Annotated in this window: 15 protein-coding genes; 11 read left to right on the top strand and 4 right to left on the bottom strand. The window is 66.3% G+C overall.

Annotation, left to right across the window (positions count from 1 at the left end):
- Positions 1 to 3: 3 nt before the first annotated feature.
- Together LV476_RS05635 and LV476_RS05630 are read right to left on the bottom strand one after the other, a co-directional pair.
- Positions 4 to 795: a dienelactone hydrolase family protein gene (locus tag LV476_RS05635; protein WP_250074261.1), complete on the bottom strand. Its 792-nt coding sequence runs from the start codon at positions 793 to 795 to the stop codon at positions 4 to 6.
- Positions 796 to 855: 60 nt separating this feature from the next.
- Complete coding sequence (locus LV476_RS05630; protein WP_250074258.1) at positions 856 to 2424, bottom strand: BCCT family transporter; 1569 nt, start codon at positions 2422 to 2424, stop codon at positions 856 to 858.
- Positions 2425 to 2805: 381 nt separating this feature from the next.
- Here LV476_RS05630 and alaC point away from each other — a divergent pair, with 381 nt between their 5' ends.
- The 3 genes from alaC to LV476_RS05615 are packed head-to-tail and all read left to right on the top strand — an operon-like array spanning position 2806 to position 6801.
- On the top strand, positions 2806 to 4014 hold the full coding sequence (gene alaC, locus LV476_RS05625; protein WP_250074257.1) for an alanine transaminase: 1209 nt from the start codon (positions 2806 to 2808) through the stop codon (positions 4012 to 4014).
- Between the two features lie 29 nt (positions 4015 to 4043).
- A complete protein-coding gene (locus tag LV476_RS05620) occupies positions 4044 to 5357 on the top strand; it encodes a homoserine dehydrogenase (RefSeq protein WP_250076263.1) in 1314 nt (437 codons plus the stop codon).
- Between the two features lie 34 nt (positions 5358 to 5391).
- On the top strand, positions 5392 to 6801 hold the full coding sequence (locus LV476_RS05615) for an exonuclease domain-containing protein (protein WP_250074255.1): 1410 nt from the start codon (positions 5392 to 5394) through the stop codon (positions 6799 to 6801).
- A 16-nt stretch (positions 6802 to 6817) separates the two neighbouring features.
- On the opposite strand, the gene LV476_RS05610 is transcribed toward LV476_RS05615, so the two are convergent.
- Complete coding sequence (locus LV476_RS05610; protein WP_250074253.1) at positions 6818 to 8332, bottom strand: AAA family ATPase; 1515 nt, start codon at positions 8330 to 8332, stop codon at positions 6818 to 6820.
- Positions 8333 to 8505: 173 nt separating this feature from the next.
- On the opposite strand from LV476_RS05610, the gene mrcB reads away from it, so the two are divergent.
- The 6 genes from mrcB (at position 8506) to rnt (ending at position 17864) form a co-directional block, all read left to right on the top strand.
- Positions 8506 to 10902 (top strand): penicillin-binding protein 1B, encoded by a 2397-nt coding sequence (mrcB, locus tag LV476_RS05605; RefSeq protein ID WP_250074252.1) that lies wholly within the window; start codon positions 8506 to 8508, stop codon positions 10900 to 10902.
- Positions 10903 to 10933: 31 nt separating this feature from the next.
- Entirely contained in the window at positions 10934 to 11518 is a 585-nt protein-coding gene (locus LV476_RS05600) for a tetratricopeptide repeat protein (RefSeq protein ID WP_250074250.1), read from the top strand.
- Positions 11515 to 13494: an ATP-dependent DNA helicase gene (locus LV476_RS05595; RefSeq protein WP_250074249.1), complete on the top strand. Its 1980-nt coding sequence runs from the start codon at positions 11515 to 11517 to the stop codon at positions 13492 to 13494. The genes LV476_RS05600 and LV476_RS05595 overlap by 4 nt, the downstream gene beginning before the upstream one ends.
- A gap of 167 nt (positions 13495 to 13661) precedes the next feature.
- Complete coding sequence (locus LV476_RS05590) at positions 13662 to 16256, top strand: putative bifunctional diguanylate cyclase/phosphodiesterase (protein ID WP_250074247.1); 2595 nt, start codon at positions 13662 to 13664, stop codon at positions 16254 to 16256.
- A 77-nt stretch (positions 16257 to 16333) separates the two neighbouring features.
- Positions 16334 to 17194 carry a bifunctional methylenetetrahydrofolate dehydrogenase/methenyltetrahydrofolate cyclohydrolase FolD gene (folD, locus tag LV476_RS05585; protein WP_250074246.1) on the top strand — a complete coding sequence of 287 codons (861 nt, stop codon included), beginning with the start codon at positions 16334 to 16336 and terminating at the stop codon, positions 17192 to 17194.
- A gap of 7 nt (positions 17195 to 17201) precedes the next feature.
- A complete protein-coding gene (gene rnt / locus LV476_RS05580; RefSeq protein WP_349665996.1) occupies positions 17202 to 17864 on the top strand; it encodes a ribonuclease T in 663 nt (220 codons plus the stop codon).
- 10 nt (positions 17865 to 17874) lie between these two features.
- Here rnt and LV476_RS05575 read toward each other — a convergent pair whose 3' ends face one another.
- On the bottom strand, positions 17875 to 18708 hold the full coding sequence (locus LV476_RS05575; protein WP_250074244.1) for an HPP family protein: 834 nt from the start codon (positions 18706 to 18708) through the stop codon (positions 17875 to 17877).
- A 224-nt stretch (positions 18709 to 18932) separates the two neighbouring features.
- Here LV476_RS05575 and LV476_RS05570 point away from each other — a divergent pair, with 224 nt between their 5' ends.
- Both LV476_RS05570 and LV476_RS05565 read left to right on the top strand, forming a co-directional pair.
- Positions 18933 to 19865 carry a metal ABC transporter solute-binding protein, Zn/Mn family gene (locus tag LV476_RS05570; protein ID WP_250074242.1) on the top strand — a complete coding sequence of 311 codons (933 nt, stop codon included), beginning with the start codon at positions 18933 to 18935 and terminating at the stop codon, positions 19863 to 19865.
- Positions 19862 to 20677: a metal ABC transporter ATP-binding protein gene (locus tag LV476_RS05565; RefSeq protein WP_250074241.1), complete on the top strand. Its 816-nt coding sequence runs from the start codon at positions 19862 to 19864 to the stop codon at positions 20675 to 20677. Before LV476_RS05570 ends, LV476_RS05565 begins: the two co-directional genes overlap by 4 nt.
- The last annotated feature ends 3 nt before the right edge of the window (positions 20678 to 20680 follow it).

Here is a 20680-nt window from a genome sequence, read left to right as displayed (position 1 = left end):
GCGTCAGAGCGCCGTGTCGAGCAGGTCGGTGAAGGCGTCCCAGGATTTCTCGTCGGCCCGCTTCTGGTAGCGGGGCGTGCCGAAGACGGTGAACGCGTGCGGTGCGCCCGAATAGATCTCGATTTCGTAGCTCGCCCCGACTGATTCGAGATCGCGGCTCAGGGTCGTGACGTCCGTCATGGGAATGGCCGTGTCCGCGCCCCCGTGCGTGACCAGGATCGGCACGCCCGGATCGCTCCACTCCTGGTCATCCGGCGTTGCCAGCGTGCCATGGAACGTGGCGAAGCCTCGGATGGAATCGCCCAGGCCATTGCGGGCCATCTCCAGTACCACCGCACCGCCGAAGCAGTAGCCCATCACAACCGTCTCGCGTTCCGCTCCCTGTTCGCGGGCAACATCAAGCCCGGCGAGAGCGAGGCGGCGCATGCGTTCGCGATCCTGGTAGAGCCGCTGGGTTTCGGCCTTCTTCGCCCCGGTTTCCTGAGGGCGATTGCCCTTGCCGTAGATATCGACGGCGAACGCATCGAAACCCATCTTCGACACCATGTCGGCCCGTTTGCGCTCGTAGTCGTCGATCCCATCCCAGTCGTGGATCACCAGAACGGTCCCGCGCGCCATCCCGGCGGCCGGACTGAAGTACCCGCTGAAGGTCTCGTTGCCGACCCGGTAGTCGACTGTCTCCCCGGCCGGTTTGAAGTCGCCCTGGGCGACGGCCGGTGCTTGCCAACCCAGACCGGCACCCAGCAGTACCACGGTCCGGAGGAGGCGCGCGGCAGAGATCCATTGTACGTGCATGATCGGTTCCTCCCGGTGGGCAATCCGGGAGTATAGACACCGCGACAGGTGCCTGTCGGGCTAGTCCTCGGGGAGCAAACCTTGGGCGCGTGCCATTGCATAGGCCGTCTTTGGGCCGGTCCAGAGGGAGGGCAGCAGGATCAGTGACACCGGTATCGCGGTAATGACGATGAACTGCTGCAGCACGCTGATCTGGCCCGATCCCATGTACAGGAGCATCGCCGCCATTACGGCCATTACGCCGCCCCAGAAGGCGCGTACCAGCGGGTGGGGCGCATCGTGTCCCGAGCCAACCATGGCGATCGAGTAGCTCATCGAGTCCCCGGTGGTGGCGACGAAGATCAGGGTCAGCACCATGATCGCCCCGGCCATCCAGGTGCCGCCCGGAAGGGCCTGGGCGACGGTCAGGGTGGCGACGTCGAACTGGAAGTTGTTCAGCGGTTCGGTCAGGTCGATCGCGCCGTCGAGCTGGTAGAAGATGCCCGAGCCGCCCAGCAGGGTGAACCAGATGGTGGTGGCGATCGGCGCCATCACCGCCACGGCGAGGATCATCTGGCGAATAGTCCGCCCGCGCGAGATGCGCGCGACGAACACCGCCATCAGCGGCGCGTAGCCGATGAACCAGGCGAAGAAGAACACCGTCCACCACTGCATCCACCAGCCCGGCGCGGTCTCGGCGGTCATCGTCGCCATGGTGAAGAACGACGAGACGTATTCGCCCATGCCCTGCACGTAGATGTTGGCGAGGAATAGAGTTGGGCCGAAGACGAAGATCACCGCGCCGATGACCATGGCCAGGATCACGTTGAAGCGGCTCAGCCACTGGATGCCGCGGTGCACCCCGGTGACCGCCGAGGTGATGTAGATCGCGCCGAGAAACGCCAGGATCCCCAGCTGCGTTGAAAAGGTCGCCGGCAGGCCGAACAGCTCGTGCAGGCCGTAACTCAGCTGCGTGGCGAGAAAGCCGATCGGCCCGACCGTGCCCGCGACCACCGCGATTACACAGAAGGTATCCACCACGCCGCCGAACCAGCCGCGCATGATGCGTTCGCCGAACACCGGGTAGAGCAGGGTGCGCGGGCGTAGCGGCTGGCCCTTGATGTAGTGCGCGTAGGCGAGCACCACGGCGGTGAGCGAGCCGAGCACCGCCCAGGCGAGAAAGCCCCAGTGCATGAATGACTGCGCCAGGGCGCCGGCGATTGCGCCGGGCGTGCCCGCCTCGGTATCGAACGCCGGTGGCGTGACCAGGAAGTGGTAGACCGGCTCGCCGGCGGCGAAGAACACCCCGCCACCGGCGAGCAGGGTGCACATGATGATCGACAGCCACTTGAAGGTGCTCATCTCGGGGGTCTCGAGATCGCCCACCGTGGCCTTGGCCGCCGGCGACAGAGCCACCCCGATCGCGATGAAGAAGGTCAACAGCAGGAACAGCTGGAAGTAGGAGCCGAGCACGCGGGCCGTCCAGGCAAAGCCCGCGCCGATGCCATCGGCGACCCGATCCATGTCGTACAGGCTCAGGCCGATGAAGGTGACGACGAAGCCAATGGTCAGCACGAGCACCAGGGGGTCGCCGAGACGGCGCATCCCGGTTTCTGTGTCTCGACGCGACAGCGACGGATCGTTCATCATGAGGGGAGTCCCTTCCGTATTCGACGGCCAGGACGGGGAAGCCCGCCCATTCCTGTCCCGTTTGGATGTGTCTGAACCTTAGCATGCGGAGTCGTGGTGCGGAGGGGCGTTGGCGATCGATCGGGGCAGAGGCGAGCCAATCGGTGCCGACAGGCAGGCGGTGTGCGTGCTTCTCCGGACCGGACCGGCAGGTCTGATCGAGGGGGGCGTGGGCCCGTCCGCATTCTGCTCTGCAGATGCTCGTCCGAGCCGCTCGGGAAGGCGGCTCGAACATTGACAGTCAGCCCGCCTCTCCTTACTGTTTGTACCCTTTGCCCGAGCTCGGCCCTTGAGTCGAGCCAGCCGCGTTTTGTCCACCATCCCAGACGCACCAGAGTCCAAGTGAACGAACATTTCGCCCGCATCAAGCGACTGCCGCCCTACGTCTTCAACATCACCGGCGAACTCAAGGCGAAGGCGCGAGCCGCCGGCGAGGACATCGTCGATTTCGGCATGGGCAACCCGGACCAGCCGACCCCGCCGCACATTGTCGAGAAGATGGTCGAGGCGGCTCGCCGCGGCGACACGCATCGCTACTCGCAGTCGAAGGGCATTCCGCGTCTGCGTCGCGCGATCGCCAATTGGTACCGCAATCGCTATGACGTCGAGATCGATCCGGAGTCCGAGGCGATCGTCACCATAGGCTCGAAGGAAGGTCTTGGCCACCTGGCGATGGCGACCCTGTCCGCGGGCGATACGGTGCTGGTGCCCAACCCGGCCTACCCGATCCACCCCTATGGCTCGGTGATCGCCGATGCGGACATTCGTCACGTGCAACTCACGCCGGACGTGGACTTCTTCGAGGAGCTCACCCGGGCGATCAAGGAGACCTGGCCCAAGCCGAAGATGCTGATCCTCAACTTCCCGGCGAATCCGACCACGCAGTGCGTGGATCTGGAGTTCTTCGAGAAGGTGGTCGGGATCTGCCGCGAGGCCGGTATCTGGGTGATCCACGATCTCGCGTATGCCGACATCGTCTTCGACGGCTACAAGGCGCCGTCGATCATGGAGGTGCCCGGGGCGAAGGACGTGGCGGTTGAGTTCTTCACCCTGTCGAAGAGCTACAACATGCCCGGCTGGCGTGTCGGCTTCATGGTGGGCAACCCGACGCTGGTCGGCGCGTTGTCGCGGATCAAGTCGTACTTCGACTACGGCACGTTCACCCCGATCCAGGTTGCCTCGATCCTCGCGCTCGAGGGCGACCAGACGTGCGTCGACGAGATCTGCGACATGTACCGTCGCCGCCGCGACGTGCTCTGCGAGGGGCTGAACGCCGCCGGCTGGCCGGTCGAGCCGCCCAAGGCGACGATGTTCGTCTGGGCGAAGATTCCGGAGCAGTTCGCGCACCTGGGGTCGCTGGAGTTCTCCAAGCTATTGCTGGCCGAGGCCAAGGTGGCCGTCTCGCCGGGCATCGGTTTCGGCGCCTACGGCGACGACCACGTGCGCTTCTCGCTGATCGAGAACGAACACCGCACCCGACAGGCGATCCGCGGCATCAAGGCGATGTTTCGCGCCCACGGGATCACCCCGCCGTCGGAGGGAGGTCAATGAGCCAGATGCAGACACACGAGACAGAGGCGCTGCCGCCAGTACGTATCGGGCTGCTGGGCCTGGGTACCGTTGGTGGCGGCGTGGTCAACGTCCTGACCCGCAATGCCGAGGAGATCGCCCGCCGCGCCGGCCGGCGTATCGAGGTGGTGCACGCCTCGGCCCGCAATCTCGACGCGCCGCGCATCTGCCCGCTGGAAGGCATCACGCTGACCACCGATCCGATGGAAGTGGTCGAGAATCCGGAAGTGGACGTGGTGGTCGAGTTGATCGGCGGCATGCGTCCGGCCGGCGACCTGATGCGGCGCGCGCTCGAGCTGGGCAAGCCGGTGGTGACGGCCAACAAGGCGCTGATCGCCCACGAGGGCATGGAGTTGTTCGAGCTGGCCCAGAAGCATCACACCATGGTCGCCTTCGAGGCGGCCGTGGCCGGCGGCATCCCGATCATCAAGGCGATCCGCGAGGGTCTGGCCGGCAATCGCATCGAGTGGCTGGCGGGCATCATCAACGGCACGGGCAACTACATCCTCACCGCCATGCGCGATGAGGGTCGGGCGTTCGCCGAGGTGCTCGCCGAAGCCCAGTATCTTGGCTTTGCCGAGGCCGATCCGACCTTCGACGTCGAGGGCATCGACGCGGCGCACAAGCTGACCATCCTGGCCGCGATCGCCTTCGGCATGCCGCTGAAGTTCGACGAGGTCTACACGGAAGGCATCTCCGGCATCGAGACCGAGGACGTCCAGTACGCCCGCGAGTTCGGCTACCAGATCAAGCACTTGGGCATTGCCCGACAGCGTGACGACGGCGTCGAGCTGCGCGTCCACCCGACCCTGATCCCCGAGCGTCGCCTGCTGGCGAACGTCGACGGCGTGCAGAACGCCGTGCTCGCCTGGGGCGATGCAGTCGGTCCGACCATGTACTACGGCGCCGGTGCCGGCGCCGATCCGACCGCCTCGGCGGTGGTCGCCGATCTGGTCGATGTTGTGCGCACGCTCACCGCCGACCCGATGCACCGCGTGCCGCATCTCGCGGTGGTCCCCGATCAGATCAGTGACATGCCGGTCGCGCCGATGGAGTCGATCGAGACGGCCTACTACTTGCGCATTGCGGTGCAGGACAAGCCGGGCGTGCTCGCGCGCATCGCCCAGATCCTTGCCGACCACGAGGTCTCCATCGAGGCGATGATGCAGAAGGAGATGAGCGAGGACGAGCGGACCCTGCCGATCGTCATGCTCACGCACCAGGTGCGCGAGAAGGCGATGAACGAGGCGATCGCCGAGATCGAGGCACTCGATACCGTCCGGGCGCCGGTGGTGCGCATGCGCGTGGAGACGCTCGACGGGTAGGGCGTTGATCGGTCTTCCCCAACCCGGTGAGCGCATGGAGGCGCTGGCATCCCTGCCAGTGCCTTTTGACCGTCTGGCGTTCGTCGATCTCGAGACCACCGGCACGCGGCCGACGCGTGACCGCATCACCGAGGTCGCCATCATCCCGGTCGATAACGGCGTGGTCGGCGAGCCGCTGCAGAGCCTGGTCGATCCGGGCGTGGCCATTCCCCCCACTATCACCCGCCTGACCGGCATTTCCGATGCCATGGTCGAAGGGGCGCCCGTGTTTTCCCGCCTGATCGAGGCGATCGCGGAGCGGCTCGAAGGCCGCTGGCTGGTGGCGCACAACGCCCGCTTCGATGCCGGTTTCTTGCGCAATGCGTTTCGGGCGGTCGGTGAGGTGCTCACGCTCCGCGAGCTGTGCACGGTGAAGCTGTCGCGACGGCTGGACCGGGGTGAGCGACGTCACAACCTCGACAGCCTGGTCGCCAGGCACCAGCTGCCGGTGGGCGACCGCCACCGGGCGATGGGCGACTGCCAGGCGCTGCCGGCCCTGATGGCGCGCTTTGTCGAACGCGACGGGGTTGAAGCGGTGATCGAAGCGCTCGCCCGGCAGGTCCCCCGCGCCAGCACGCCGCCCAACCTCGACCCGGCGGTCCTTGATGCCGTGCCGGCTGTGCCGGGCGTGTATCGCTTCTACGGTGAGGAGGGGGCGCTCCTGTACGTCGGCAAGAGCGTCAATCTGCGCTCGCGGGTACGCTCGCACTTCTCTGACGACCACCGCAACGATCGCGAGATGCGCATCGCTCAGCAGACTTATCATCTCGACTGGATCGAGACCGCCGGCGAGTTCGGTGCGTTGCTGACCGAGGCCTGGCTGGTCAAGCGCGACCAGCCGATTTTTAATCGCCGCCTGCGTGCCCAGCGTTCGCTTCTGACCTGGTACTGGGACGACGAGAGCGACCGGCCGCCGCAGCTGCGCGCGATCGACGAGATCGATCCGGCCGACCTGCGTCGCGCCCACGGCATGTTCCGTTCCCGTCACAAGGCGCGCGAACGCCTGACCGAGCTGGCGCGGGAGCATGGTCTGTGCCCGCAGTTTCTCGGACTGGAGTCAGGCAAGGGGCGGGCCTGCTTCGCCCACCAGATCGGTACGTGTCGAGGGTTGTGCGCCGGGGCCGAACCGGAAATCGCCCATCGCCTGCGGTTGAAGCTGGCGCTGGCGCCGCTGGCGTTCGAGGCCTGGCCGTACCCGGGCGCCATCGCCATCCTCGAGTCGCGAGACGGCAGGGAGGAGCGGCACCTGTTCCGGCACTGGCGCTATCTGGGCACGGCGCGAGCGCCCGGTGAGGTGGAAGAGATACTGCATGGCGTGGATGCCGAGCCGCCGCTGGATATCGACATGTATCGGCTGGCGGTCGACGCGGTCCGGGGTGGGGCGACGGTCGAGCCGCTGGAGTGATGGCCGGTCGGTCGCCTCAGGGGAGGCGCTCGGCGATCTGTGCCCCGAAAGGAACGTCGCATTTCAGGCGGACGCAGTGCCTTGCCTCGTCCGGGCCGAGGGCCTCGAGTTTCTGCAGCTGATGCTCGAGGACCTGCTCGTCGGCCTCGGAGATGTCGCCACCGTGAGCCTGACGGTCGCGCAGGTACTTCAAGAGCTGCTCGTTGTCGCACTCGATGAACAGGATCGTGTAGGGCGTGCCGATCTCTTCTGCCAGCGACTCGAACTGGGCGCGACGCTCACGCTCCAGGAAGGTGGCGTCGATGGCCATCGGCCAGCCGGTCTCCGCGCCCAGTCGGGCGATCTCGGCCAGGCGGTCGTAGGTGCGATCGCTCGCCATCTGCGTGTAGCGTTCGGCCGGGTCGGTGAACATGCGCTGGCGCTCGGCGTCCGAGCGGACCCGCACCGCGCCGCGGCCGATGACCAGTTCCTGGCTGGCGAGCGACTTGCCGCTGCCACTGACGCCCATGGTGATGTAGATCTGCCCCTGACTCGGGGTGAAGAACGCATTGGCGAGGTCCGCGTAGTCGCGGAAGTCCTGCCATGCGGCCTCGCGCTCCTCGTCGGGCATGCCGTCGCGAAGGCTCAACAGCGCGATCTTGGCGCGCACCGCCGCACGGTAGCCCTGGTAGTAGCGCAGGGTGGGCAGGGCCTCGTAGTCGCCGCTGATCTCGAGGTAGCGGTTCAGCAGCTGGCGCGCCGCGGCAATGAAGCGCCGCTTGTTGAGGTCCATCAGGGCGAAGGCAAGGTCGTTGGCGGTATCGGTCCAGCGGAAATCGTCGTTGAACTCGATACCGTCAAAGATGGTCACAACCCCGTCCTGCAACGCCATGTTGGCCAGATGCATGTCGCCATGGCATTCGCGGATGTGACCTTCGCGCTTGCGACGCTCGAGGGTCGGGCGAACCGCCTCGAAGGCGGAGCGGGACAGGCGGGCCATCTCGTCGAGGCGTGCACGATCCTCGTCGGTTTCCAGCAAGGGCCCGATCTGGTCGAGATTCTGCTGCATCGGTGCCCACGCCGTTTCGGGGGTGCCGAAGTGCGTCTCGGCCGGGGCGACCTCGGCCCGGGCGTGGAAAGCGGCAATCTGGTCGGCGATCTGATCGACGAGCTCCTCGTCGAGGCCCTTGTGTCGGGCGAGGTGGTCGAGCCGGTCGGCCTGATCGAAGCGGCGCATTCGAATGACGAATTCCTCGGCCGCCTCACTCGACTCGATCAACTTGCCGTCGGCGTCCAGGCCAAGCACCGAGTCGTATAACTCGGGAGCCAGTCGGGCGTTGAGCCGAAGCTCTTCCTCGCAGAAGTGGCGGCGTCGATCGAGGGTGGAGAAGTCGAGAAAACCGAAATTCATCGGCTTTTTCACCTTGTAGGCCCAGGGACCGGTCAGGAACACGTGCGAGATATGCGTCTGCATATGTTCGAGTGACGGGTCGTCGGCGGCGAGGTTCTCCTTGAACCGTTCGATGAGTCGCTCTTGCGGATGCTCGGCCATGGGCGCTCCTGGATTGGATCGATTCGGATGCGAACGCATCGGACGGCGTGACGGGGAGGGCGGCTCGTTCCGGGCGCGTGCCCGCCGGTCTCGCCGGCCTGATAGACTGGCGCTCGGGCCGCATCAGCATGCGGACCGGGATCATTCACCAAGTGTAACAGTGTGGGTTGACGGTGGCATCCAGCAAGGGAAGCGGTAAGGGCAAGACGCGCCAGGCGCGTCGTGGCCCGGCGAAGAAGAGCACGCCGGCGCGTGGCCGGTCGAGCAAGCGCACGCCGCGGCGCAGTTGGCGCCGCCGTGCGGTCGGTTGGCTTTTGCGCGGTGTCCTGCTTGTGGCCGCCATTGGTCTGCCGCTGCTCGCCGCCTGGGCGTGGTACCTGAACGAGCGCGTGACCGAACGCTTCGAGGGGGCGTTGTTTACCCTCCCGGCTACGGTCTACGCGGCGCCGGACGAGATCTATGTCGGGCAGTCGCTGGATGTCGACCAGCTGGTGGCGTCGCTCGAACGGTTGAATTACGAATCGGCGGATTCGCTCGATGGCACCGGTACCTTTCAGCGACGCGGTAACCAGGTGGCCTTCCATCGGCGCGCGTTCGCCTTCCCGGACGGGCAGCAGCCGTCGCGGCGGGTCGAAGCCCGCATCGTGGACGGGCAGGTCGTCGAACTCGATGATCCCAATGGTGAATCCGTCGGCATCATCCGCCTCGAGCCCCGTTCGATCGGTACGCTCTATCCCAATCGGACCGAGGATCGAGTCCTGCTGTCGATCGACGAGGTTCGTGACCAGGCGCCGCTGCTGATCGACTCCCTCCTGGCCGTTGAGGACCGGGCCTTCTACGACCACGGCGGCGTGGTGCCTACCGCGATCCTGCGGGCGTTCCTGACCAATCTGGTGTCGGGCGAGCGCGTGCAGGGTGGCAGCACCATCACCCAGCAGCTGGCGAAGAACCTGTTCCTCACTCACGAGCGCACCTACCGGCGAAAGCTTGCCGAGATGATCATGGCGCTCGAGATGGAAACTCATTATTCGAAGGACAAGATCCTCGAGGCCTATCTGAACGAGGTCTACCTTGGTCAGGACGGCAACCGTGCCATCCACGGCTTCGGTCTCGCGGCCAGCTTCTATTTCGGTCGACCGGTAAGCGAACTCAAGCCCGAGCAGGTCGCGCTGCTGGTCGGCATGGTCAAGGGGGCGAACTACTACAACCCGCGCCGCAACCCCGAACGGGCGCTCGCGCGCCGCAACCTCGTGATCGACGTGATGGTCGACCTGGGGCTGACCGATCCGACCACCGCGGCCGAGTGGCAGTCGCGTCCGCTGGGCGTGCTCGAGCGGGCCGGGTCGCGTGACCGGCATCCGGCCTTCGTCGACCTGGTGCGCCGGCAGCTGGTCGAGCAGTACGAGGCCGAGGACCTTAGAACCCGCGGACTGAACATCTTCACCACACTGCGCCCGCGGGTGCAGGCGGCTCTGGAGCGGAGCACCGAGCGGCTCGGCGACGTCGAGGCAAGCCGGGGGCTCGACGAGGAGACCCTCGAAACCGCCGGCGTGATCGCCTCGGTGAGCACCGGCGAGGTCGAGGCCATGATCGGCGGCCGCGATGCCGATTTTGACGGCTACGATCGGGCACTGGATGCTCGGCGTCAGATCGGCTCGCTGATCAAGCCGGCGATCTATCTCACCGCGCTGTCGCGCCCGGCGGAGTACAACCTGATCACCTCGCTCGCCGACGAGCCGATCGCGGTCGAGCAGAAGGGGTCGGATACTTGGGAGCCGGTGAACTACAGCGACACGTTCCACGGGCCTACCCCGCTGATCGAGGCACTGGCACACTCGCGCAACGTGCCGAGCGTGCGCCTCGGGATGGACCTGGGTCTCGACTCGGTGGCCGACACGCTCGAGCGCCTCGGTGCGCCGAGGCCGTCGCCGTTCTATCCGTCGATGCTGCTCGGCTCGATGGGCATGACGCCTTTCGAGGTCGCGCAGATGTACCAGACGCTGTCCGGCGACGGCTTCGTCACACCGCTGCGGGCGATTCGCAGCGTGGTCGACCAGCAGGGCAACGAGTTGTCGCGCTACTCGCTGGATGTGCGCCGCGCGGTGGACCGTGAGCCGTTGTATCTCCTCCAGCACGGCCTGCAGACGGTGGTGGCCGAAGGCACCTCCACCCGGCTGAATCAGGTGATCCCGCCCTCGCTGGGCGTGGCCGGCAAGACCGGTACGACCAACGACGGCCGTGACGCCTGGTTCGCGGGCTTCACCGGCAACCGGGTCGGGGTGATCTGGGTCGGTCGCGACGACGACCGACCGGCGAACCTGACCGGGGCGAGCGCCGCCCTGCCGCTGTGGGCGGCGACCTTCGAGCGACTCGACAACCAGCCTCGCGACCGGCTGGTGCCGCGCGGGGTGCGTATGGTCAACGTGGACCCGGAACGGAAATTTGTCGTGCCCGACGACTGCCCCGGCGAGCAGTTGCCATTCATCGCCGGGCATGTGCCCGAGATGGCCGAGACCTGCGATGGCGAGTCGTCCCGAGATCGGGGCAGCGTCTGGGACTGGTTTCGCTGAGTAGTACTATTAGGACCCAATGGATAGCAGCATGAACACAACAAGACTTCTCGTGGGCGCCTCCTGGCGTCGGCCTCTCCTGTCGATGGCGGTGGCGGGTCTCGTACTGGCCGGCTGTGCACCGATGCCGTCTCGTCAGACGACTCCGCCACCGGCGCCTGAGCCGGAATCCGAATCGGACGTGCGCGCCTCGCCGCTGCAAGAGCCGACCGTTCGCCAGGAGCAACTGCCGAGTGCCTCCGAGCGCGAACAGCAACCCTCGAAAACCTCCCCGGCGGTGCTTGCCCTGGTGACTCAGGCCGATCAGCGCCGTCGCGCCGGTGATCTCGCCGGCGCCCAGTCGACCCTCGAGCGGGCTGTGCAGATCGAGCCGACCAATGCGCGTCTGTGGCTGGATCTGGCCCAGGTGCGTCTCGCGCAGAATCAGCCGGCCCAGGCCGAGCAGCTGGCCCTGCGCGCCGTCGAGCACGCGGCCGACACCGAGACGCTTTCCGCCGCCTGGTCCTTGGTTGCGAAAGCCCGTCGCGCACTGGGTGACGAGGCCGGGGCTCGCGAGGCCGAGGAACGTGCCGGGGGCCACTCCGCAGCACTGACGCGCCGCGCCGCGCGCGCATGAGCGAAACGGCCGAGCGCCCGCCCCGGCTGGGGCTGGACGAGGTCTTCGGTGCCGGCGGTCGCCTGGCCGAGGCCTTCGAGGGCTACCAGCCGCGTGCCGGCCAGCAACGGATGGCCGAGCGCATCCGTGACGCGATCAACGACCAGCACACTCTGGTGATCGAGGCGGGCACCGGTGTCGGCAAGACGTTCGGCTACCTCGCCCCGGTGCTGCTCTCGGGCAAGCGGGCCCTGATCTCCACCGGCACCAAGCACCTGCAGGACCAGTTGTTCGACCGCGATCTGCCGCAGATGCGCGAACTGCTCGGGGTCAAGGCACAGGTGGCGCTCCTCAAGGGGCGGGCGAACTACCTCTGCAAGTACCGGCTGGAGCTGGCCGAGGAGCAGGCGCGTCTGCCGCGCCGCGAGGATGCCCGGGCTCTGAGTCGTGTCCGTGACTGGGCCGCCCGCACCATCGACGGTGACCGGGCCGACTGCCCGGGCGTGGCAGACGACCACGAGATCTGGCCGCTGGTCACCTCGACCAACGACAACTGTCTGGGGCGCGAGTGCCCGCTCTACGACGAGTGTTTCGTCGTCAAGGCGCGCGACCGCGCACAGAAGGCGGATATCGTGGTGATCAACCACCACCTGTTCTGTGCCGACCTCGCTCTGCGCCAGACCGGGTTTGCCGAACTGCTGCCCGATACCGACGTGGTGGTCCTCGACGAGGCGCACCAGGTGCCGGAGGTTGCCTCGATGTTCTTCGGCGAATCGATCGGCTCGCGCCAGTTGCGGGATCTGGCGGCCGATACCCGGGTCGAGCAGAAGCACGAAGCGCGCGATCAGCCGGGTCTGGCCGAGGCGGCCGATACCCTCAAGGGGGCGACCGACCCGGTGCTGGAAGCGCTGGGCCGGGTCGAGGTCGACCGTCTGCCCTGGACGGAGGTCGCCGAGGATGCGGTGATGACCGGGGCACTCGACCGGCTGACCGAGGCCCTGGATGGCCTGATCCACGAGTTGGAGATCGGTGCGCCGCGAGGCAAGGGCTTGCAGGCGCTGCTCGGTCGGGCACAGGGGCTGCGCGAGGAGCTCACCGCCTTCCGCGAGGGCAAATCGGAGGCGGAAGGGCACGCGGTTCGCTGGGTGGAGCGCCGGCCGCGCTCGTTCACCCTTCACACCACCCCGGTCAATGCTGCCGGGCAGCTCAAGTCGCACGTCGAATCGGCGCCGCGCGCCTGGATCATGACCTCGGCGACGCTGGCGGCGGGAAAGGACTTCAGTCACTTTACCCGCCGGATGAATCTTGATGACGCCCGCTGCGAACAGGTGGAGTCGCCATTCGACTTTCCCAACCAGGCGGTGCTGTATTTGCCGCCCAATCTGCCCGAACCGTCCGGGCCAGGCGGGCCGCGCGAGCACACGCTTGCCTCGTTGCGGGCGGTCTACCCGTTGCTCAAGGCCAGCGGTGGTCGCGCCTTTCTGCTGTTCACGTCGCACCGGGCATTGAAGCTTGCGGCCGAGACGCTGGGTGAGCACCTGACCGAGTTGCCGCTGTTCGTGCAAGGCACCCGGGCCAAGTCGGCCCTGCTCGAGGACTTCCGTGCCGCCGGCAACGGGGTGCTGCTCGGTACGCAGAGCTTCTGGGAGGGGGTCGACGTGCGTGGCGAGGCGCTGTCGCTGGTGATGATCGATCGCATCCCCTTCGCCGCCCCCGGCGATCCGGTGCGTGCAGCCCGCGAGCAGCGATTGAAGGACAAGGGGCTGGTGCCGTTCGTGCACATGGCCCTGCCCGAGGCGATCATCACCCTCAAGCAGGGCGTCGGCCGGCTCATCCGCGACACCGCCGATACCGGCGTGATGGTGCTCTGTGATCCCCGTCTGCAGACCAAGGGGTATGGGCGAACGATCCTCGACGCGTTGCCTCCCATGCGTCGAACCCGCGATGGACGAGTTGCCCGCGACATGCTGGTGCGCGTTTCCGGCGAGTCCGCCTGAATTCCAATAATCAATTCCAATAATCAGCGAGTTGCGCCTCTCCAGGGCGTTCTCCGTCAGATGGCGCTTATATAAGCGTTCCATTAACCGAGAAAAACAGTGCGTTGAGCGGTCCGCCGGCTCTCCCTACTATCGCCGATCAGACCGGGGCAGGGAGGTGAACCGGATTGATCCACGGCTACCGCAACATCATCCGCATGCGCACCATCAAGTCGTTCATCCTCGCGATGTCCCTGCTTGTCTCCCTGCTGTTCTTCGGCGGGGCCTACCTGATCGTTTCCAGCATCTTCAATCAGTCCGTGCAGCAAAGCGCGCTCAAGGATTCCGATCTGCTGGCGCGCTCGACCTTCGCCTCGATGTACCAGCTGATGAGCACCGGCTGGACCCGTGAGCAGCTCGAACAGTTCGTGCAGGCGAATCGCGAGGCGCTCGCCGGCAGTGGCTACGAGCTGGACATTTTTCGCGCGCCTGCAGTTGAACGCCAGTATGGCGAGATCGACCAGGCGCCGATCGACGACACGGTGGCGGCGGTGTTCGATTCCGGCGAGACCCGCGAGCAGGTCGTATCCGAGCACGCCATCCGCTACATCTTCCCGCTCAAGGCCGAGGAGAAATGTCTGTCCTGCCACGCGACCGCCGAGCGAGGCGACGTGCTCGGCGTGATCGACGTTGAGCAGGATTTCTCCGGTGCGGTCGCCGAGGCGCGCGAGAATTTCTTCTTCTGGCTGATCCTGCTTGCGCCGCTGCCGGTCATCGGCGCCGGGTTGATCACGCTACTGGTCAACAGTCGCATCACGCGTTCGGTGGAGCTGCTCGAGGAGAACGCCGAGAAGGTCAATCGGGTCGCCGATCTGCGCAAGCTGTCGTTAGGCGATACCGATCTCGGCTTCGACGAGCTCAATCGCGTGTTCCGCAGTTTCGAGGAGCTGGTGGGCAAGTTCCGATCGGTGGCGGTCGACCGGGATCTGCTCGAATTCGAGATCAAGCTTCTCGAGAAGTTCATTATCACCTCGGAGGTGGTGCGCGACTGGCACGACTATGTCTGCCGGCTGATGACCGACATAAACGAGGTGATCGACACCTACACGCTGTTCTCGATCTTCAAGGTCGACGACGAACTGTTCGACCTGGACGTGTTCTGGCGCTCACCGCCCGCCCAGTCCAGCAAGGAACTGCTGGAGGCATCGGTCCGCGAGCACATGAGTGCCCACCCCAGTTTCGGCGATTCCGCCCTGGTGCACATCAATCACCACGTCGCCAATCCGGACGGGCCCGAGATCGAACTCGACCCGGAGGACGTGCGGGTGCAGGTCAAGTCGCTGCTGGTCGACTCGCCCAAGATCGGCGGGATCGTCGGTATCGGGGTGCAGGCCGAGACGGTCAACGACGAGACCCGCCTGCTGGTGATCGAGAGCGTGCTTTCGACGCTGCTTAACGTGGTCGGTTCGGTCAAGGCGATCTTCAAATACACCCGTGATCTCGAGTACTACGCCACCCGCGATCCGCTGACCGATCTCTACAACCAGCGGGTTTTCTGGGAGCTGATCGGCTACGAGATCGACCGGGCCCAGCGCCACGACCAGCGGTTCGCGCTGCTGCTGATCGACTTGGACAATTTCAAGCTAGTCAACGACGGCTACGGCCACGCCTTCGGCGACTCCTTCCTCAAGGCCTTCGCCAGTGCAATCGGCAAGGGCCTCAAACGCGGCGACATCTTCGCCCGGTACGGCGGCGACGAGTTCGTGGTGGTGCTGCCCGAGACGGACCTGGAGCAGGCCTGCGTGGTCGCCAACCGGGTGCTGGCCGAGACCGACCGCATCGCGCTCTCCGCGCCGGACGGCGAGCAGGTTTCCGCTTCTGCCTCCATCGGGGTGGCCGTGTTCCCCGACCACGCGGTCGAACCCAAGGACCTGTTCCTGTTCGCCGACAACATGATGTACAAGGCCAAGGCGGAGGGTAAGGCGCGCGTGGCCGTTCCGAGCGAGGAAGACGTCATGGACGTGTTCCGCTCGATCAGCGAGAAGGGGCTGACCATTCAGCGCGCGGTCGAGGAGCGCCGCATCGTGCCGTACTTCCAGCCGATCCTGGCCACCGCGGACGATCGCATCGAGGCGGTCGAGGTCCTGTCGCGTATTGACCTGGGCGATACCGTCATGGGCGCGGGCGAGTTCATCGAGATCGCCGAGAAGATGGGCGTGATCGACCGGATCGACTACATCGTGATCGAGAAAGCGCTGGCCGAGATCGATCGCAGCGGCTTCGACGGGATGGTGTTCATCAACCTCTCGCCACGAGCCCTGGTGCTGTCCGAATTCCTGCCCACGGTGCGCGGCATCGTCGAGCGGGCCGGCGTGGCCAAGGAACGGATCGTGTTCGAGCTGACCGAGCGCGACACGGTCAAGAACATCCAGCTGCTGGAAAAGTTCGTCCAGGAGCTGCGCATGGAAGGCTTCAAGTTCGCTGTCGACGACTTCGGTTCGGGCTTCTCCTCGTTCCACTACCTCAAGCACTTCCCGATCGACTTCCTCAAGATCGAGGGCGACTTCATTCTCAGCCTGCTCGATGATCCGCGTGACCGGGCCTTTGTCCGACTGATCGCCGAACTGGCCCGCGAACTGTCGATTCTCACCGTGGCCGAATTTGTCGAGAGCGACGAGGTTCTCGAGCAGGTCCATCGGCTCGGCATCGACTACGCGCAGGGCTTCCTGATCGGCCGGCCGGATCCGTCGCCCATGCGCTACCTGGTGGCGACGGTCGACTAGGCCGGCGACGTGCGCGGCGTTGAGTCGCTCCGGGGCGCGTGCGACAATCGCGCCTTTCCCCGCATGTGACACGTCCCATGACTGCAAGACTTCTCGATGGCAAAGCCGTCGGCGCCAATGTGCGCGCCGGGCTTGCCGAGACCATCGCCGCCTATACCGAGAACGGCCATCGTCCGCCCGGCCTGGCGGTGGTGCAGGTGGGAGGCGACCCCGCCTCGTCGGTGTACGTGGCCAACAAGCGCAAGGCCTGCGCCAAGCTCGGTATCGAATCGTTCTCGCACGATCTCGATGCCGGCATCAGTCAGGCCGAGCTCGATGCGCTGGTCGACGAACTCAATGCCGACGAGCGCGTCGACGGCATCCTGGTCCAGCTGCCGCTGCCCGAGCACCTGAGCGCCGAGTCGATCATCAACCGCATCGATCCGGACAAGGACGTCGATGGCTTTCACCCGACCAACATCGGCCGGCTGGCCATCCGTCAGCCGGGGCTGCGCCCCTGTACGCCCTACGGCGTGATGCGGCTGCTCGAGGAGACCGGTCGCGATCTGCGTGGCGTCGAGGCGGTCATCGTCGGGGCGTCGAACATCGTCGGTCGGCCGATGGCCCTCGAGCTGCTGCTCGCCGGGGCCACCGTCACCGTTTGCCATCGCTTCACCGAGGATCTGGCCGCGCACGTCCAGCGTGCCGATTTGGTCGTGGTCGCCGCCGGTAAGCCGGGGCTGGTCAAGGGCGAGTGGATCAAGGACGGGGCGATCGTGATCGATGTTGGTATCCACCGCCGCGAGGATGGCACGCTGCACGGCGACCTCGACTTCGAGGCCGCCTCCGAGCGAGCCGGTTACATCACGCCGGTGCCCGGTGGGGTGGGGCCGATGACCATCGCCATGCTGATGCACAACACGGTGGTCTCCTGGCGGGGCCGGCTGGGCCTTGACTGAGCAGATGATGAGCGAGGCTGTCGCCGACCAATCCGACTGGACCGTCGCGCGCCGCTTCCGCGGTTTTGTGCCGGTGGTGGTGGACGTCGAAACCGGCGGACTCGACCCGCAGGGGCATGCGCTGCTGGAACTCGCCGCGGTCCTGCTCGACGTCGACGAGCACGGCCGGCTGTACCCGACCGAGGAGATCGCGGTCTCGGTGCATCCCAGTAGCCTCACTGAGGTCGACCCGGTCTCGATCAAGATTCACGGTATCGACCCGGACGACCCCGAGCGCGAGGCGCTCGAGGAGCGGGCGGCCCTGGAAGACTTCTTCCGTCCGATCCGCCGCCAGGTAAAGTCGCTCAACGCGCGCCGCGCGATCCTGGTAGGGCACAACGCCCCGTTCGACCTGGCGGTGGTCAAGGCCGCCTGCGAGCGTACCGGCTACAAGCGCAATCCCTTCCACCCGTTTTCCACGCTCGATACGGTCACCGCTGCCGCCGTGGCGGTGGGCGAGACCGTCCTGGCGCGCGCCTGCACTGCGGCCGGCTTCGATTGGGACAACAGCCGCGCCCACGGCGCGCTCTATGACGCGCAGATGACGGCCAAGCTGTTCTGCCACATCACCAACCAGCTCTCGACCGAGAACGGCCGGGCGGCCCTGCGGGTGCGCGAGCCGCTGAAGTAATCGCGCCGGCCTAGTCCCGGGAGTCGCCTGCGTTTTGCTTGCCAACCACGTTGAGAGTAATGCGACCGCGCCCTTGAGACTCCTCCGTCTCGTCAATCCGCTTGTGAATGGTGACCGACTCGCCCTTCTCGGCGTGTACGTAGCGCTCGCCGATCGGGACCTGTAGGGGCGAGTTGTCCTGGGTGGCATGAGCGATGGCGCTCCTCGCGATCGCGTCGAGTTCCGCGGGTGTTATGTCGACCACCACGTTCAGATCGCGCACGGCGGCCTGCAGATGTTGCGATGTCAGCGGTGGCGCGGGCGGCTCGTCCCAGTGCGCCAGACCGATCGGATAACGGCGCCATGGGAACGGGTAGTTCGCGGCGACGGCCACGAGAAAGATGATCGCGGTATTGGCCAGCACCGGCAGCAGCACGTAGCCGTAATTTAGCTCGTGGACCGCCGGCCCGCCGATTACCGCGATCAGTGCCGTCGCCCCGCCGGGCGGGTGGATACAGCGCAGTGCCTGCATGGCCGCGATAGCTCCGCCAACGGCCAGGCCGGCTGCCAGTCCCGGGTCGGCGATCCACTGCGCCGCGGCAACCCCGATCACCGCGGACGCCACTTGCCCACCGAACACCGGCCAGGGCTGGGAAAGCGCCCCGTGCGGCACCGCGAATAGCAGCACTGCCGCCGCGCCCATCGAGCCCACCATGAAGATCGCGGCCTGAGGGCCCGCAATCCAGCTTGTCAGCGTATGGACTGCCGCGATGCCGATCAGGGCAGCAATGCCGGCGATGACGATTTCTGCCAAGCCGACCGCCGTGGTGCCCGGACCGATCAGTTTCCCGAGGCGCTCGTTCATGGAAAGGTTTCCCTGGCTATGAATTTGGAGCCGGATTCTACGCCGAATGCCCCGTTGTGGTGCAAACCTTAATGCCGTGCTGAGACATTGACGGCAGGCCCGCGGCCTCGCTAAAGTGCAAAGTTAGTCTTATCTAACTTTTATCGGGCGGTGACATGCGAACAGCGGGAATTCCAGACAGAAGGGCGGGTGCCAGCCGTGCCGTGCCGGGATGGCGATTGGTCGTGTTTCTGGCGACTTTGTTCCTGGCACCCGTCGCTCCGGCCCAGGAGCCGCTGGCGGTGGTTGCCACTACCGGGATGATCGCCGACGCGGCCCGCGAAATCGGCGGTGAGTCCGTCAGCGTCAAGGGGCTGATGGGCCCGGGGGTCGATCCGCACAGCTATCGTCAGACGCGCAGCGATATCGTAGCGCTGGCCCAGGCCGACCTGGTGCTCTCGCACGGGCTGTACCTCGAGGCGCAGATGGAGGAATTCCTGCATCGCCTGTCCGGCCGCCAGACGGTGGTCGCGGTGGCCGAGGGATTGTCGCGGGACCGTCTGCTCGGCCACACGGATTACGAGAACAAATTCGACCCGCACGTCTGGATGGCCCCGACCCTGTGGGCCGATGTCGTGGGCGCCATCCGCGATGCCCTGGCCGAGGCCCGGCCCGAGCAGGCCGAGCACTTTGGCGAGCGGGCCGATGCATACCTCGAGGAGATCGAGCAGCTGTCCGCCTACGCCGAGAAGGCGACGGCCAGCGTGCCTGCCGACAGCCGTGTGCTGCTGACCGCTCACGATGCCTTTGCCTACTTCGGTCGGGCCTTCGACTTCGAGGTGATCGGCATCCAGGGTATCTCGACCGAGTCCGAAGCCGGCCTGCGCCGCATTCGCGACCTGGTCGACCTGCTGGTCGAGCGCGACATCGGCGCGGTATTTGTCGAGAGCTCGGTGCCTGAGCGCAATGTCCGCGCCCTGGTCGAGGGCGCCGGCGCCCGCGGTCACGAGGTGCGTGTCGCCGGTACACTCTACTCGGATGCCATGGGCCCGGTGGGCACCTACGAGGGCACCTATCTGGGCATGATCGATCACAACGTCACCACCATCGTTCGCGCCCTCGGCGGTGAAGCACCGGAGGACGGCATGCAGGGCCGACTGGGTGAGGAGGCGCGATGAGTCTTCGCCTGCCGTTCGGCCGTAGTGAGCCGGCCGCTGCCGCCCCGCTTGCCGAACTCTCTGACAAGCCACTCGCCGTCCGTGGCCTGACGGTGGCCTACGGGCAGAAGCCGGCGGTGTTCTCGCTCGACATGACCATCGAGGACGGTTCGATGACCGCGATCATCGGGCCGAACGGCGCCGGCAAGTCGACCACGCTCAAGGCCGTGCTGGGCATCGTGCCGCGCTTGTCGGGGGTGATGGCCGTCTACGGTCAGCCGCTGGCGAAAAGTCGTCAGCGCATCGCCTACGTACCGCAGCGTGCCTCGGTCGACTGGGACTTCCCCACCCGCGTGATCGACGTGGTCCTGATGGGACTGGCCCGCGAGCTCGGCCTGCTGCGCCGGGTGAGCGCCACTCATCGCCAGCGGGCGTTCGACTGTCTCGACCGGGTCGGCATGCGCGACTTCGCCGATCGGCAGATCGGCCAGCTCTCCGGCGGTCAGCAGCAGCGGGTGTTTCTCGCCCGCGCGCTGGCCCAGGGCGCCGATCTGTATCTCCTCGATGAGCCGTTCGCCGGCGTGGATGCCGCCACCGAGCGGGCCATCATCGACGTCCTGAAGACCCTCAAGGCCGAGGGGCGCACCGTGGTCGCGGTGCACCACGATCTCTCCACCGTCCGTGACTATTTCGACCACGTGATGATGATCAACGTGCACAAGGTGGCCGAAGGGCCGGTCGCCGAGGCGTTCACCGAGGATCACCTGCAGAAGGCCTACGGCGGGCGGCTGGCCGCCAACCTGATGGACCAGCTCCAACTCGGTGGCCACTGAGGC

The sequence above is a fragment of the Guyparkeria hydrothermalis genome, assembly GCF_023555385.1.
In the GTDB taxonomy this organism is placed as follows: domain Bacteria; phylum Pseudomonadota; class Gammaproteobacteria; order Halothiobacillales; family Halothiobacillaceae; genus Guyparkeria; species Guyparkeria hydrothermalis_A.
The sequence above is the reverse complement of the archived record's forward strand: the minus strand, read 5'-3'. Positions and strand labels throughout refer to the sequence as shown.